Genomic DNA, 15643 nt, shown 5'->3' with positions numbered 1-15643 from the left:
GCGGGCGGCGCGGCCGGCGCCGGGCCGCTGCTGCTCGGCGTGCGCCACCACGGGCCGGGGTCGGCGCGGGCGGTGCGGGCCGCGCTGGAGGCGGCGCGGCCGCGCGCCGTCCTCATCGAGGGCCCGCCCGAGGCCGACCCGCTGATCCCGCTCGCCGCCGACCCGGACATGCGGCCCCCGGTCGCCCTGCTCGCCCACGCCGTCGACGAACCCGGCCGCTCCGCGTTCTGGCCGCTCGCCGGGTTCTCCCCGGAGTGGATCGCCCTCCGCTGGGCCCTCGACCACGGTGTCCCGGCCCGCTTCATCGATCTCCCGGCGGCACACACGCTGGCGTGGGAGAGCAGTGCGGAGGAGCAGCCCCGAGAGGAACGACAAGAACGACGGGAACGGAGGGAACGACGGGCGGGAGAGGAGCGACAGGAAGGGGACGGAACGGGGGGAGAGGTGGCCGTCGGCGGTGACGGCCCCGGCCCCGGCCCCGGTTCCGGTGGCGGCGTGGCGCCGGACACGCCAGGCGCCTCCGGCGCACCAAGCGCCTCGGACGGCCCGGGCGCCTCGGACGGTCCGGACGAAGCGGACCCCGGCGCCCTGCCCGACGTCCGCCTCGATCCCTTGGCCGTGCTCGCCGAGACGGCCGGCTACGACGACCCGGAGCGCTGGTGGGAGGACGTCGTTGAGCACCGGGGGGCCGGCGAGGGGGACCCGTTCGCCCCGTTCGCGGCGCTCGAGGAGGCGATGGGAGCGCTGCGGGAGGCGTACGGGGACGGCGGGCACGCGCGGGACCTGGTGCGCGAGGCGTACATGCGGCTGCAGATCCGGGCGGCGCAGCGGGAGTTCGGCAAGGACGTGGCCGTGGTGTGCGGGGCGTGGCACGTGCCCGCGCTGCGCCGGAAGGCCGCCGTCTCCGCCGACCGGGCGCTGCTGAAGGGACTGCCCAAGGTCAAGACGGACATGACCTGGGTGCCGTGGACGCACCGCAGGCTGGCCCGGGCCGGTGGATACGGGGCGGGCATCGAGTCCCCGGGGTGGTACGCGCACCTGTTCACGGCACCGGACCGGCCGGTCGAGCGGTGGCTGACCCGGGTGGCCGAGCTGCTGCGGGCGGAGGACCGGATCGTCTCCTCGGCGCACGTCATCGAGGCGGTGCGGCTCGCGCGGACGCTCGCGGCGCTGCGCGGCCGCCCCCTGGCCGGCCTGAGCGAGACCACCGACGCCGTGCGCGCGGTGATGTGCGACGGATCGGACGTGCCGCTGGAGCTGGTGCGGGACCGGCTGGTCGTCGGGGACGTGCTGGGCGAGGTGCCCGAGGCGGCGCCCGCGGTGCCGCTGCAGCGCGACCTGGCCCGCGTCCAGCGGCGGCTGCGGCTGAAACCGGAGGCGGCGGAGCGGGAGCTGGAGCTGGACCTGCGCAAGGAGACCGACGCCGAGCGCAGCCGGCTGCTGCACCGGCTGCGGCTGCTGCGCGTGCCGTGGGGCGAGCCGGCCGCCTCGCGGGGCAGCACGGGCACGTTCCGGGAGACGTGGCGGCTGCGCTGGGAGCCGGAGCTGTCCGTGCGGGTCGCCGAGGCCGGGGTGTGGGGGACGACCGTGGCGGCCGCCGCCACCGCCCGGGCCGAGGCCGACGCCGTCGCCGCACAGGCCCTCGCCGAGGTCACCGCGCTCGCCGAGCACTGCCTGCTCGCCGGCCTGCCGGACGCGCTGCCGACGGTGATGCGGGTCCTGGCCGACCGCGCGGCGCTCGACACGGACGTCGGGCACCTCGCCCAGGCGCTGCCCGCCCTGGTGCGCTCCCTGCGCTACGGAGACGTGCGCGGCACCGACACCGAGGCCCTGGCCGAGGTCGCCGCGGGCCTGGCCGAACGCGTCTTCGTCGGCCTGCCCCCGGCCTGCGCCGCGCTCGACGCGGACGCCGCCGCGGAGATGCGGCGCCACGTGGACGCGGTGCACACGGCGGTGGCCCTGCTCGGCGACGCCCCGGCCCCCGGCCACACCCACCTGCGCGGACGCTGGTACGGGGTGCTGCGCACCCTCGGCGGCCGGGACACCGTGCCCGGCGTCATTCGCGGGCGGTCGGTACGGCTCCTCCTGGACGACGGGGAACTGGCGCACGAGGACGCCGCCCGGCTCATGGGGCTGGCGCTGTCGCCGGGCACGCCGCCGGCGGACGCGGCCGCGTGGATCGAGGGTTTCGTCGGCGGTGGGAGCGGCGGCATGCTCCTCGTCCACGACGAACGGCTGCTGGCCCTGGTCGACTCCTGGCTGACCGGGGTGCCGGCGGAGGCGTTCACCGACGTGCTGCCGCTGCTGCGGCGCACCTTCTCGGCGTACGAACCGGGGGTGCGCCGCACGCTCGGTGAACTCGTCCGGCGCGGGCCGGAGCGGCGCGCGGCCCCGGCGACGGGCGCGGGCCTTCCCGGTTTCGCGCCGGAGATCGACACCGCGCGCGCGGACGCGGTGCTGCCGGTGGTGCGGCTGCTGCTGGGACTGGACGAGCACGCCGCGCCCAGCGACGGCCACCACGGCCACCACGACGACCACGGTCACCGCAACGACCACCGCCACCACGACGACCACGACGACCACGAGCACCACGACGACCACGACAAGGACCTTGCGGGGGTGGGCCGATGACGCCGGAGGCGCCGGAGGCGACGGACGCGACGGACGCGGCACAGGAGCGGCTGCGCCGCTGGCGGCTGGTGCTCGGCGGGGACGCCGCCGACGGCACCGGCTGCGCGCTCGCCGGGCGGGACGCCGCCATGGACGCGGCGCTCGCCGCGCTCTACGGGAAGGGGGGCGACGGCCCGTCGGGGAAGAAGGAGCGCGCGGCGGGGCTCGGGGCCTCCGCGCCCTCCGTGGCCCGCTGGCTCGGCGACATACGGACGTACTTCCCGTCCTCCGTCGTCCAGGTCATGCAGCGGGACGCGATCGACCGGCTCGGGCTGGCCACGCTGCTGCTGGAACCGGAGATGCTCGAGGCCGTCGAGGCCGACGTGCACCTGGTGGGCACCCTGCTGTCGCTGAACAAGGCGATGCCGGAGACGACGAAGGAGACGGCGCGGGCCGTCGTGCGCAAGGTCGTCGAGGACCTGGAGAAGCGGCTCGCCACCCGCACCCGGGCCACCCTCACCGGGGCCCTCGACCGCAGCGCGCGCGTCACCCGGCCGCGCCACCACGACATCGACTGGAACCGCACGATCGCGGCCAACCTCAAGCACTACCTGCCCGAGTACCGCACGGTCGTGCCGGAGCGGCTCATCGGCTACGGGCGCGCGTCGCAGTCCGTGAAGAAGGACGTCATCCTCTGCATCGACCAGTCGGGGTCGATGGCCGCGTCCGTGGTGTACGCGTCCGTCTTCGGCGCGGTGCTGGCGTCGATGCGGTCCATCAGCACACGGCTGGTCGTCTTCGACACGGCCGTCGTCGACCTCACCGACCAGCTCACCGACCCGGTCGACGTCCTCTTCGGCACCCAGCTCGGCGGCGGCACCGACATCAACCGGGCCCTCGCCTACTGCCAGGCGCAGATCACCCGCCCCACGGAGACGGTGGTCGTGCTCATCAGCGACCTCTACGAGGGCGGCATCCGCAACGAGATGCTCAGGCGGGTGGCGGCGATGAAGGCGTCGGGAGTGCAGTTCGTCGCGCTGCTCGCGCTGTCCGACGAGGGGGCGCCGGCGTACGACCGCGAGCACGCGGCGGCGCTGGCCGCGCTCGGCGCACCAGCGTTCGCCTGTACGCCCGACCTGTTCCCGGAGGTGATGGCGGCGGCGATCGAGAAGCGGCCGCTGCCCCTGCCGGACACGGCGTGACGGGCACCGCGGCGAGGCGGTCGCGGCGGGACGGCCACGGCGACGGGGTGGTCGCGGCGGGACGGGGCGGTCGCGGCAAGGCGGGACGGCGGCGACGAGGCGGCGGCGAGACAGGGCGGTGGCGGCGGGACGGATCGGTCGCGTTGTTGACGACTTGTCGACAGGCGGTGGTCGGAAAATCGGACATGAGTACCCATCGGTAACACGGGGGTTGCGCTACCGCGGGTTTCCCGTGCGACCATCGACGGGCTCCTCCGGTGCGCCACGCTCCGATCGCGCGCACCGTGTACCGCGTCCGTGATGCCGGTTCTCACCGGCCGTGCCGGTTCCACCGGTTCGTCCTTCGTCCCGCCGCACGGGAGGGCCCTCCGTCCGTTGACCTGGCCAGCCGCTCTTCCCGGTGCCGCACTGCGCGCGATGCGCACGGCGGCCGGGCGGCGTGTGCTCCAACTGGCTTTGCTGGTCGGCGGTTTGATGGTCCTCGGTGTCCTCACCGGGGAGCGGGCGCACGCGGCGGAGAACACGGCGCCGACGGCTTCCGCCGAGCGGGTCCCGCCCGTTCCGGCGAACGCCGTACGGGAGTCGACGGCGTGTGCGGTGGGGCATCTGCTGCCGCCGCGGTACGACTGCGCGGTGGACCGGCCGACCGGGTCCGAGCACCCGGCGCGGCAGGCGGAACACGCCGGTCGGGCCGGACACGCCGGACACACCGGGCACACGAAGCGCGTCGATCGGATCGGGCATGCCGGTGCCGCCGGCCGGCGCGGGGACGCCATGGTGACGGTGCTCCCGGAGCGCCGGCCGCGTACCGGCCCGGCCGCCTCGGCCCCGGCCTCGTCGTCCCCGTCGGCTCCGGCCCCGTCGGCTTCGGCCCCGTCGGCTTCGGTCCCGTCCGCGACAGCCCCGTCCGCCTCGGCCCCGGCCCTCCCGACCCGTCCGGCCCGGTCCGCGCAGACTCCGGGCCGGACCCCGGGCCAGGCCCCGGACGGCAGCACCCGGACCACCTCCCCGGACGGCTCCGCCGCGTCCCCGCTCACCCCCTTCACCGACTCGCTCACCGACTCGCTCACCGGCCTCACCGACGGCCTGGTGCGGACGGTGACCGACACCGTCGTACGGCCCGTCGGAGACCTGGTCGTGACGGTGACCACGGGGCTGACCCAGGGGCAGCCGTCCCTCCCGCCGCTGCCCTCGCTGCCGACGGACCCGGGCACGTCGACCCTGCCGCTGCCGACGGTGCCCGACCAGCCGGGCCTCCCCGGCCTGCCGGTCCTGCCCGGCCGCACGCTGCCCGCGCCGGTCACCCCGGTGCCCGACCGGCCGGATCTTCCGGCCACGGCGCCCGCCTCCGCCGCGGTCGCCGCCCCGCAGCAGACCAAGACCCCCACCGAGGCGACCGCCCCCACCCGCCGCGGCCCCGCCGCCGGCGTCTTCACCGAGGTCGCCCCGTCCTCCCGTACCGGCGTGCACGATGCCCCGCACGCCGCGCAGTCCCCCGCCCACCGCGCGCCCACCGGTGACGCGGACGGTGCGCTGAACGGCCGGTCGGCCGTGGACGGCGGTTCCTCGCGCCACGGCGACGCACAGGCCGTCACCCCGAGCGACCGGCTGCCGCTGCGACTGCTGCCCGGCGCCACCGCGTCCGTGGACGCGGCCGGGACCCGGGACAGGCACCGGGACATCCCCGTCTTCCCCGGCTAGGTCCGGCCTCTCCTCCCCGCCGCAGACCTGCCGCACGGGGGCGGACACAGGTCTGCCCGTCCGCCGTCCGGACCGCGCTCCCCGCACGCCTTCACCCGGGAGCCGCCGGGCGGACGCCGCCGGAGTCGCATCCCCTTCCGCACCCCCTCGGGGCCCGCCGGTCACGCACCGGCCGGCCCTCCCGGAGCGCGTGCGGACGCGGCGCCGGACCGTGCCCCGACCCCAAGCCTTCCCGAACCTCCTGAGGGACCTGACGCACGCATGAACCAGAACACCCACGGCTTCGCCGCCATAGCCGTCGACGCCACCGCCCCGTACGCCACCTCCACGGCCGGCACCACCGCCCCGTACGCCACCGTTCCGTACGTCATCGCCCCCTACGCCACCGCGAGGGCCGCGGGCACCGCCGTCGGCGCCGCCGGTGCCACGCCGGGCCGCACCGCCCGGGCCGCGCGCGACACGGCACGGCAGGAGACCCCCCGGGTCCGCAGGATCCGTGCCGCCGAGGCCGTCAACGGCGCCCGGGCCGCCCGTCTGGCCACCGCGCTGGCCAGGACGAAGTCCGCCGCCGTCGGCCGGGCGGCCCGCGCGGCCTTCGCCGCCGCCCCGCCCGCGCCCCGGGACGTGATCGGCCACCTCTTCGGCTCGCCCGCCGCCTTCGCGCCGGAGGCGGAACAGGCCCTCACCGGCGCCCGTACCACGCCTGCCGCCCACCCGTACCGCGCCTGACGCCCGCCGCCCGTACCGCGCCTGACGCCCGCCCCGCCCGGCGCCCGCACGTGCCGCGCCCGGCGCTCACCGCCCGGGCGCCGGAGCTCACCGCCGGGGTGCCGGAGCTCACCGCACGGACTCCGCGGGGCGGTCGGCGCGGGTGGCCGAAAGCCGTCGGCCCACCCGTGCGGACACCTCGCGGAACAGGGCCGGAGTTCCCCGATGGGGTGGGGATCGCCCGGCCCGGCACTCCCCAGGGGCCGGGCCCGTACCACGGGCCCGAGGGGGTGCTCCAGGGACCCCGCCGGGTCAACCCCAACCCGGTGGGGTCCCCCTTGCGCGGCAAGGGGCAGAATCATGTGACGGGTATCACCGCTCAGGTGTGATCTGCGATTTAGAGCGGCCCTGCGAGCGGAGATAACCTGCGAGACGGACATGCCGCGCGCTCGGACACCGTGTGCGCTTCCCGTGTGACACATGCGGTCGTCACGTTGCCCTTCGCGGCACGCCCACGCAGACGCAGAACACGCAGACGCAGACAACGAACCGCGAGACCACTGATAGGGACGGACGCGCGTGGACCTGTTCGAATACCAGGCGAGGGACCTCTTCGCCAAGCACGGTGTACCGGTGCTGGCCGGTGAAGTCATCGACACGCCTGAGGCGGCGCGCGAGATCACCGAGCGGCTCGGCGGCAAGTCGGTCGTCAAGGCGCAGGTGAAGGTCGGTGGCCGTGGCAAGGCCGGCGGTGTCAAGCTGGCCGCGAGCCCGGACGAGGCCGTCGCCCGCGCGACGGACATTCTCGGCATGGACATCAAGGGCCACACGGTCCACAAGGTGATGATCGCCGAGACCGCTCCGGAGATCGTCGAGGAGTACTACGTCTCCTTCCTCCTCGACCGCGCCAACCGCACGTTCCTCTCCATCGCCTCCGTCGAGGGCGGCATGGAGATCGAGGAGGTGGCCGCCACCCGTCCGGAGGCCGTCGCCAAGATCCCGGTCGACGCCATCGACGGTGTGGACAAGGCCAAGGCGCAGGAGATCGTGGCCGCGGCGAAGTTCCCGGCCGAGGTCGCCGACAAGGTCGCCGACGTCCTCGTCAAGCTGTGGGAGGTCTTCGTCGAGGAGGACGCCCTCCTGGTCGAGGTGAACCCGCTCGCCAAGGTCGCCTCCGGTGACGTCATCGCCCTCGACGGCAAGGTGTCCCTGGACGACAACGCCGAGTTCCGCCACCCCGAGTTCGAGGCGCTCCACGACAAGGCGGCGGCCAACCCCCTCGAGGCCGCGGCCAAGGAGAAGAACCTCAACTACGTCAAGCTCGACGGCGAGGTCGGCATCATCGGCAACGGCGCCGGCCTGGTCATGTCGACCCTGGACGTCGTCGCCTACGCCGGTGAGAAGCACAAGGGTGTCAAGCCCGCGAACTTCCTCGACATCGGCGGCGGTGCCTCGGCCGAGGTCATGGCGAACGGCCTGGAGATCATCCTGGGTGACCCGGACGTCAAGTCCGTCTTCGTCAACGTCTTCGGCGGCATCACCGCGTGCGACGCCGTCGCCAACGGCATCGTGCAGGCCCTGGAGCTCCTCAAGAGCAAGGGCGAAGAGGTCGACAAGCCGCTGGTCGTGCGCCTCGACGGCAACAACGCCGAGCTGGGCCGCAAGATCCTGACGGACGCCAACCACCCGCTCGTGCAGCAGGTGGACACCATGGACGGCGCGGCCGACAAGGCCGCCGAGCTGGCTGCTGCCGCGAAGTAAGGGACGAGGTCACACACACCCATGGCTATCTTCCTCACCAAGGAATCCAAGGTCATCGTCCAGGGCATGACCGGCTCGGAGGGCCAGAAGCACACCCGCCGCATGCTGGCGTCCGGCACGAACATCGTCGGCGGCGTCAACCCGCGCAAGGCGGGCCAGGTCGTCGACTTCGACGGCACCGAGGTACCGGTCTTCGGCACCGTCAAGGAGGCCATCGAGAAGACCGGCGCGGACGTCACGGTCATCTTCGTCCCGGAGAAGTTCACCAAGGACGCGGTCGTCGAGGCCATCGACGCCGAGATCCCGCTCGCCGTCGTCATCACCGAGGGCATCGCCGTGCACGACACGGCCGCCTTCTGGGCGTACGCCGGCAAGAAGGGCAACAAGACCCGCATCATCGGCCCGAACTGCCCCGGCCTGATCACCCCGGGCCAGTCCAACGCGGGCATCATCCCGGCCGACATCACCAAGCCGGGCCGCATCGGCCTGGTGTCGAAGTCCGGCACGCTGACGTACCAGATGATGTACGAGCTGCGCGACATCGGCTTCTCCACCTGCGTCGGCATCGGTGGCGACCCGATCATCGGCACCACGCACATCGACTGCCTCAAGGCCTTCCAGGAGGACCCGGAGACCGACCTCATCGTGATGATCGGTGAGATCGGCGGCGACGCCGAGGAGCGGGCCGCGGCCTTCATCAAGGAGCACGTGACCAAGCCGGTCGTCGGCTACGTCGCCGGCTTCACCGCGCCCGAGGGCAAGACCATGGGTCACGCGGGCGCCATCGTCTCCGGTTCGTCGGGCACCGCCCAGGCGAAGAAGGAGGCGCTGGAGGCCGCGGGCGTCAAGGTCGGCAAGACGCCGACCGAGACGGCGAAGCTGGCGCGGGAGATCCTCGCCGGCGCGTGAGCCACGGCACCGAGCCGAGCACGGCAAGGGCCCGTCCCCGGACCGGGGGGCGGGCCCTTCCCGTGTGCGGACCCGGGGCGCGGGCGGGCCCTTCCGTGTGCGGACCCGGATCGGGGGCGGGCCCTTCCCGCGTGCGGCCCCGGGCGGAGACGGGCCCTTCCGCACACGCCCCGAGGCCGCGGTGCCCGCCCGTGCCGTACGCGGCCGCCGGGCGGCCTGGGCCGTCGCACCCTCCGGGCGCCCCGGTGCCGTACGCGGCTTCCGGGAACCGCGCCGCGCCGTACACGGCCCCCGGAAACCGCGCCGTACGGGCGCACCCGGTCGCCGTTCACCGCGCCTGCGGAATCAGCCGTTCCGGCCCGTTCGCCGCCTCCTCCCGCAGCTTGTCCCGCAGCCGGAGCTGCTCGCGGGACAGCGATCCGGCCGCCCCCTCCGCGGGCACCCCGGACACCGCCCGTCCGGGGGCGACCGGCGGTTCGTAGTGCGTGGGGGCCGTCCGCAGGGTCAGGGCCGTGGCGCCGACGACGGCGGCCGTGCCGGCGACGGCGGCCCGGGTCCACACCCGCGCGCGGTGCTCACCGCGGGCCCGTACGGCGGGCGGCCGCGGGATGCCGGACCGGGCGGTGGCCGCCAGGGCGTTGGAGGCCAGGGCGGTCAGGCGCCGCTGGAGGAGAGCGGGGTCCGCCAGGTCCGGCACGCGCGCGGCGAGAGCCTCCCGGGCGTGCAGCAGCCGGTGCAGGGTCGCCGGGGTGCTCGCCTCCGTCTCGGCGGCGGTCTCCGGCAGGCCGAGGCCGATGCCGTCGTGGAGCAGGAGTGTGCGGCGGTACGGCGGAGGCAGCCGGAGCAGGCTGGTCAGCAGCCGGCGGTCCTCGGCGCGGGCCGGCGCGTCGGGGCGGCGGAACCGGAACCGCCGCCAGGGCGACAGGGCGTACTCGTGCGTCGCCGCCCGCACCCAGCCGGCCGGGTCGGGGTCGCGCGCCACCTCCGGCCAGCGCTGCCAGGCGAGCTGGAAGGCCCGCTCCACCGCCTTGAGGGCGGCCTCGCGCCGGCCGGTGAGGAGGTAGGTCTGGCGTACGAGGGCGGGGGCGCAGAAGGCGTAGAGGGCGTCGAACGCCTGAGCGGGCGTCAGGGGCTCGGGATGCTGCTGCCGGTGCGTCAGGCCGGGCTCGCCCGCGGACCCCTGACCGGCCGTCGTCTTTCCCGTCACCGATCGCCCCTTCGCAAGAAAAAGCACATAAGCGCATCTTGAGCGACACAGCGGTACTTCGCCTGTTACGACGGAAAAGCGTGTGATGTTGGGAGCATGGCGGGCGTGCTCCCGATGACCGCTCGCCGCACCCCGCTGTCGCTGTTGTCGCGCCTGCTCACCCGGGTTCGGGACCGCTCGCCCGGGCTGGCCGCCGGCCTCGCCGGAGGCGCGGTCGCCGCCGGGCTGGGCCTGGGCGCGCTCGCCGTGCTCGTGGTCCTGCTGTGGATCAGCTCCCCGTACCCCGACAGCGGCCCCGCCGGGGTCCTGCACGTCGCCGCCGTGCTGTGGCTGCTGGCGCACGGCGTGGAACTGGTGCGCACCGACACGCTCACCGGCGTCCCCGCGCCCGTCGGCGTCACCCCGCTGCTGCTGCTCGCGCTGCCGCTGTGGCTGGTGCACCGGGCGGCCCGCGACGCGACCGACGCCCACGCCGGGCACGGCGGCGACCCGGCGGCCGCCCCGCCGCCGGTGCGGGCCCGCACGGCGTGGACGGGCGTCGTCGCCGGCTACCTCGCCGTCGGCGCCGCGGCCGCGTTCTCCACCTCCGGCGACGCACTGCGCCCCGCGTGGGCGGGGGTGCTCGGCCGCCTGCCGGCGGTGGTGGGGGTGGCGGCGGCGCTGGGGGTGTGGACGGCGTACGGCCGCCCGGGCGACGTCCTGGACGGGCTGCTCGCCCGGCTGCCGGGCGGGCCGCGGCGGCTGCCGCTCGGCCCGGCGGCGCGCACCCGGACGGCGTGCGCCGCGCGGGCGGCGGGCGCCGGTACGGCCGTACTGCTGGGCGGCGGGGCCCTGCTGGTCGGGGTGTCCCTGGCCGGGCACGGCGGCGCGGCCCACGCCTCCCTCACCCGGCTGACCGAGGGCTGGTCGGGCCGCTTCGCCGTCCTGCTGCTGTGCCTCGCCCTGCTGCCCAACGCCGCGGTGTGGGCCGTCTCCTACGCGACCGGCCCGGGCTTCCTGCTGGGCAGCGGCCACCTCGTGACCACGTTCGCCTCCCACCCGGCGCCCCTGCTGCCGCCGTTCCCGCTGCTGGCGGCGGTCCCGGACGCCGGCCCGGGCACGTCGTGGCACTGGGCGGCCGGAGTGGTCCCGGTGGCGGCGGGGATGACCGTGGGCTGGCACACGGGAGCGGCGGGGGCGGCCGGGGGACGCCCGTGCGGCGGGGACGCGGGCGGTGCGGCGGCGGTCGTACGACGGCCCGGTCGCGCGGGGGCGCGGCCCTGGTCACCGGGGCGGACGGCGGGCGCGGCCCTGCTGGCGGCGGCGCTGTGCGCGGCCTCCCTCGCCCTGCTGGCCGCGCTGGCGGGCGGTCCGCTGGGGGTGGCGACCCTGGCCCGGTTCGGGCCGGTGTGGTGGCAGACGGGCGCGGCGGCACTGGTCTGGCTCACTCCGACGGCCGTCCCGGTGGCGCTGGCCGTCCGCGCGTGGCGGGGCCGGGGACACCGGGCGGGGACGGCCGACGGCACCCGCCCCGCCAACCATGGGGCGGGCGCCCGCCCCGCCGACGGCCCGTGGTCCGACGCCCACCCGTCCCTCGCCCGCGCACCGCGCTCCGACGCCCGGGATCCGGCCGGGCCGTCCCCGGCCGACGGTGCCCGAACGGGCCAGCGACCCGGCCGCCTGCCGCTGCCGTTCCTGGGGCGCCGCCCACCGCGGGCGCCCGGCGAACCCGTGCCCGACGCGGCCACCCTCGTCCTCGCGGGCCGGCGCAGGCGGCGCACCGCCGTGTCCCCGCCGGCGTCCGCCCGCCGCGCCGACCCGTCGGACGAGCCGTACGAGGCGCTCCCCCCGGACCCGGACCCCGACCCCGGCCCCGATCCCGGCCCGGCCCCGGGCCGGAACCCGCGCCCGGCCCAGGCCCAGGCCCCAGACACGGACCCGAACCCGCACCCGGCCCCGCAGCCGCCGACCACTGCCTGAAGGAGACCCGGCTGCTCGCGGGACCGGCCCGCAACACCGAACCGCAGTACCGAGCCGCACCGCAGTGCCGCACCGCAGTGCCGCACCGCAGTGCCGCACCGCAGCGCCGAACCGCGAGGCGGCCCGCAACGTCCCGCAATGCCGCCCGCAACGCCGGACGGCAGGCCCGCCCCTCGGTCAGCCCTCCACGCGCAGGAACCCGCGCAGCTCCTCCGGCAGGTACCGGCTGCACGACTGCTTCGCCTCGTTGGTCGGCGCGTCCCGCACGCACGTGTAGTAGTCCCGGTAGACGAGCTGCGCGACGAAGGTCACGCCGACCAGGAGCAGCGCCAGCGACGCGGTCACCAGGCCGCTCACGGCGGCCGTGGTCTGGGGCCGCTGCGGCGGAGCGGTGGCCGGGGCGTCGGGGGAGGGCGCCGGGGTGCGGGGCTTGGCGCGCAGGGAGCTGCCGCCCCAGTACAGGGCGAGGGCGCCGAGCAGCAGGGAGACGTACGTCCAGCCGAACAGGACGAGGAAGAACGCCCACATGCCGGCCAGCAGCGCGTAGTGTGCGCGGCGCTGGGCGGGGTCGGTGGGGTCCCAGCGCAGGCCGGTGCCGGGACCGCCGCCGCCCGGGTGCTCGGGGCGCCGCGGCAGCTCGCCGAAGCCGCCGGGGGAGCGGCCGGGCTGACGGTCGCTCCAGCGGTTGCTCCAGGGGGAGGGGCCTCCGGCGCCGGGGGAGCCGTCCCCCGGGTCCTGCGGGCCGCCGTGTCCGCCGTGCCCGCCGCCGGCCGGGCGGCGCGGCCGCCACGGCTGGTCCGGGGCGCCCTCGGGGGGCGGCGCGAACGGGTTGTCCTCCCGGGGAGCGTCGTCCCGCCGTCCGTCCTCCCGGCCCGGAGGCGCCTCGGGCGGAGGGGCGGGGCGCTCCCGCAGCAGCACGGCGCCGCGCGTCCCTCCCTGCCTCGGCTGCGGGGGGAGCGGGAGGAGTCGCAGGCTGCGGTCCGGCATCAAGTGAGCGTCTTCCCCTGGGTGACGTGAAACGAGTGGGCGGTGGTGGCCGGATCGATCGGCCGGGTGTGGCCGGATCGATCGGTTGGTGACGACTCGTGAACGTGCGGCACGCCGACCGGGTTCCCGGTGACGCCCGACCGCGTTCCCGAGCCGTTCTCCCGCCAGACGCTACCTTCCGGCCGGGCCCCCGTCCCGAGAGGGCCGTCCGATGTGCCGGTATCGTTGCTGACGGTCGGCCGCTTCGTAGGCTTCCCCGTATCCCGGGGCACGAAGCATTCGTACGACCGCACAAACCGGCCGTCCCGTCGGGGCCGGCCACCGCACACACCACCCCGAGAAAGGGCCCCACCGTGGCCGCCATGCCCGAGGCCGAGCGCGTCAGGCGCCTCGTGGTGCTGGTCTCCGGATCCGGCACGAACCTGCAGGCGCTCATCGACGCCGTCGCCGAGGCCGGACCCGCCGCCTACGGCGCGAAGATCGTGGCCGTCGGCGCCGACCGCGACGGCATCGAGGGGCTCGCGCGCGCCGAGCGCGCCGGACTGCCGGTCTTCGTCCGCCGGGTGAAGGACTACGCCACCCGTGAGGAGTGGGACGCGGCGCTCACCGAGGCCGTCGCCGCCCACGAGCCGGACCTCGTCGTCTCCGCCGGTTTCATGAAGATCCTGGGCAAGGAGTTCCTGGCCCGGTTCGGCGGGCGGATCGTCAACACCCACCCCGCCCTGCTGCCCAGCTTCCCCGGCGCCCACGGAGTGCGCGACGCCCTCGCCTACGGCGTCAAGGTCACCGGCTGCACCGTCCACTTCGTCGACGACGGCGTCGACACCGGGCCGATCATCGCGCAGGGCGTGGTGGAGGTCCGGGACGAGGACGACGAAGGCTCGCTGCACGAGCGCATCAAGGAAGTCGAGCGAAGGCTGCTCGTCGACGTCGTGGGACGGCTCGCCCGCCACGGCTACCGCATCGAGGGACGAAAGGTAGTTATCCAGTGACCGCCGAGAGCAACAAGCGGCCGATCCGCCGGGCGCTCGTCAGCGTCTACGACAAGACCGGGCTGGAGGAGCTGGCCCGCGGCCTGCACGAGGCGGGCGTCGCCCTCGTCTCCACCGGCTCCACCGCCGCGCGGATCGCCGCCGCCGGCGTGCCCGTCACCAAGGTCGAGGACCTCACCGGCTTCCCCGAGTGCCTCGACGGCCGGGTGAAGACCCTGCACCCGCGCGTCCACGCCGGCATCCTCGCCGACCTGCGCCTGGACACCCACCGGCAGCAGCTCGCCGACCTCGGCGTGGAGCCGTTCGACCTGGTGGTGGTCAACCTCTACCCGTTCCGCGAGACCGTCGCCTCCGGCGCCACGCCCGACGAGTGCGTCGAGCAGATCGACATCGGCGGCCCGTCCATGGTCCGCGCCGCCGCCAAGAACCACCCCTCCGTCGCCGTCGTCACCGACCCCGCCCGCTACCCGGAGGTCCTCGCCGCGGTCGAGGACGGCGGCTTCGACCTGGCCACCCGCCGCCGCCTGGCCGCGGAGGCCTTCCAGCACACGGCGGCCTACGACGTGGCGGTCGCCTCCTGGTTCGCCTCCTCCTACGCCCCCCTCGACGACTCGCAGTTCCCCGACTTCCTCGGCGCCACCTGGCAGCGCAAGCACACCCTGCGCTACGGCGAGAACCCCCACCAGCCCGCCGCCCTCTACACCTCGACGGCGTCGATCGGCGGCTCCGCCGCGGGAGGCGGCCTGGCGGAGGCCGAGCAGCTGCACGGCAAGGAGATGTCGTACAACAACTACGTCGACACCGACGCCGCCCGCCGCGCCGCCTACGACCACGACGAGCCCTGCGTGGCGATCATCAAGCACGCCAACCCGTGCGGCATCGCGATCGGCGCCGACGTCGCCGAGGCGCACCGCAAGGCGCACGCCTGCGACCCCGTCTCCGCCTACGGCGGCGTCATCGCCGTCAACCGCCCGGTCAGCCGCGAGATGGCCGAGCAGGTCGCCGAGATCTTCACCGAGGTCGTCGTCGCGCCCGGCTACGAGGACGGCGCGCTGGAGATCCTCACCAAGAAGAAGAACATCCGCGTGCTGCGCTGCCCCGGAGCCCCCGCGGGCACCACCGAGCTGAAGCCCGTCGACGGCGGCGCCCTGCTGCAGGTCGCCGACCGCCTCCAGGCCGCCGGTGACGACCCCGCGACCTGGACCCTGGCCGCCGGCGAGGCCCTGCCGCCCGAGGAGCTGGCCCAGCTCGCCTTCGCCTGGAAGGCCTGCCGCGCCGTCAAGTCCAACGCCATCCTGCTCGCCAAGGACGGCGCCTCCGTCGGCGTCGGCATGGGCCAGGTCAACCGCGTCGACTCCTGCCGCCTGGCCGTCGAGCGGGCCGGCGCGGAGCGCGCCCGCGGCTCCTACGCCGCCTCCGACGCCTTCTTCCCCTTCCCCGACGGCCCCGAGATCCTCATCGCGGCCGGGGTGCGGGCCATCGTCCAGCCCGGCGGCTCCATCCGCGACGAGCAGGTCGTGGAGGCGGTGGGCAAGGCGGGTGTGACGATGTACTTCACGGGGACGCGGCACTTCTTCCACTGACGCCACGACTGACGCCACCGGTCT

At 75.7% G+C, this 15643-nt stretch carries 11 protein-coding genes; 9 read left to right on the top strand and 2 right to left on the bottom strand.

Annotated features, from left to right (window positions below; all coding sequences use genetic code 11):
• The first annotated feature begins 27 nt into the window (after positions 1-27).
• The 6 genes from IE225_RS14910 to sucD all read left to right on the top strand — a co-directional run bounded on the left by IE225_RS14910 (position 28) and on the right by sucD (position 8891).
• Entirely contained in the window at positions 28-2631 is a 2604-nt protein-coding gene (locus IE225_RS14910) for a DUF5682 family protein (protein ID WP_229879593.1), read from the top strand.
• The gene (locus tag IE225_RS14905) at positions 2628-3812 is read left to right on the top strand and encodes a VWA domain-containing protein (protein WP_190057984.1); all 1185 of its coding nucleotides are present in this window, start codon (positions 2628-2630) and stop codon (positions 3810-3812) included. Before IE225_RS14910 ends, IE225_RS14905 begins: the two co-directional genes overlap by 4 nt.
• A 375-nt stretch (positions 3813-4187) precedes the next feature.
• On the top strand, positions 4188-5513 hold the full coding sequence (locus IE225_RS14900; protein WP_190057983.1) for a hypothetical protein: 1326 nt from the start codon (positions 4188-4190) through the stop codon (positions 5511-5513).
• 261 nt (positions 5514-5774) lie between these two features.
• Entirely contained in the window at positions 5775-6242 is a 468-nt protein-coding gene (locus IE225_RS14895) for a hypothetical protein (protein ID WP_190057982.1), read from the top strand.
• A 558-nt stretch (positions 6243-6800) separates the two neighbouring features.
• Positions 6801-7982 carry an ADP-forming succinate--CoA ligase subunit beta gene (gene sucC, locus IE225_RS14890; protein WP_190057981.1) on the top strand — a complete coding sequence of 394 codons (1182 nt, stop codon included), beginning with the start codon at positions 6801-6803 and terminating at the stop codon, positions 7980-7982.
• A 21-nt stretch (positions 7983-8003) separates the two neighbouring features.
• Positions 8004-8891 carry a succinate--CoA ligase subunit alpha gene (gene sucD / locus IE225_RS14885; RefSeq protein WP_190057980.1) on the top strand — a complete coding sequence of 296 codons (888 nt, stop codon included), beginning with the start codon at positions 8004-8006 and terminating at the stop codon, positions 8889-8891.
• Positions 8892-9219: 328 nt separating this feature from the next.
• Here sucD and IE225_RS14880 read toward each other — a convergent pair whose 3' ends face one another.
• Positions 9220-10098 (bottom strand): SigE family RNA polymerase sigma factor, encoded by an 879-nt coding sequence (locus IE225_RS14880; RefSeq protein WP_373303192.1) that lies wholly within the window; start codon positions 10096-10098, stop codon positions 9220-9222.
• 96 nt (positions 10099-10194) lie between these two features.
• Here IE225_RS14880 and IE225_RS14875 point away from each other — a divergent pair, with 96 nt between their 5' ends.
• Entirely contained in the window at positions 10195-12057 is a 1863-nt protein-coding gene (locus tag IE225_RS14875) for a cell division protein PerM (protein WP_229879570.1), read from the top strand.
• A 177-nt stretch (positions 12058-12234) separates the two neighbouring features.
• On the opposite strand, the gene IE225_RS14870 is transcribed toward IE225_RS14875, so the two are convergent.
• Positions 12235-13044, bottom strand: a complete 810-nt coding sequence (locus IE225_RS14870; protein ID WP_190057979.1) for a hypothetical protein — start codon at positions 13042-13044, stop codon at positions 12235-12237.
• Between the two features lie 353 nt (positions 13045-13397).
• On the opposite strand from IE225_RS14870, the gene purN reads away from it, so the two are divergent.
• Positions 13398-14036, top strand: a complete 639-nt coding sequence (gene purN, locus IE225_RS14865; RefSeq protein WP_190057978.1) for a phosphoribosylglycinamide formyltransferase — start codon at positions 13398-13400, stop codon at positions 14034-14036.
• Positions 14033-15619 (top strand): bifunctional phosphoribosylaminoimidazolecarboxamide formyltransferase/IMP cyclohydrolase, encoded by a 1587-nt coding sequence (gene purH / locus IE225_RS14860; RefSeq protein ID WP_190057977.1) that lies wholly within the window; start codon positions 14033-14035, stop codon positions 15617-15619. Before purN ends, purH begins: the two co-directional genes overlap by 4 nt.
• The last annotated feature ends 24 nt before the right edge of the window (positions 15620-15643 follow it).

This window comes from Streptomyces echinoruber (assembly GCF_014651135.1).
Taxonomy (GTDB): domain Bacteria; phylum Actinomycetota; class Actinomycetes; order Streptomycetales; family Streptomycetaceae; genus Streptomyces; species Streptomyces echinoruber.
The sequence above is the reverse complement of the archived record's forward strand: the minus strand, read 5'-3'. Positions and strand labels throughout refer to the sequence as shown.

Coding starts and splice junctions, on each gene's coding strand:
- IE225_RS14905 (WP_190057984.1), top strand. CDS start 2,628: ATGACGCCGGAGGCGCCGGAGGCGACGGACGCGACGGACGCGGCACAG.
- IE225_RS14870 (WP_190057979.1), bottom strand. CDS start 13,044: ATGCCGGACCGCAGCCTGCGACTCCTCCCGCTCCCCCCGCAGCCGAGG.
- IE225_RS14895 (WP_190057982.1), top strand. CDS start 5,775: ATGAACCAGAACACCCACGGCTTCGCCGCCATAGCCGTCGACGCCACC.
- IE225_RS14875 (WP_229879570.1), top strand. CDS start 10,195: ATGGCGGGCGTGCTCCCGATGACCGCTCGCCGCACCCCGCTGTCGCTG.
- sucD (WP_190057980.1), top strand. CDS start 8,004: ATGGCTATCTTCCTCACCAAGGAATCCAAGGTCATCGTCCAGGGCATG.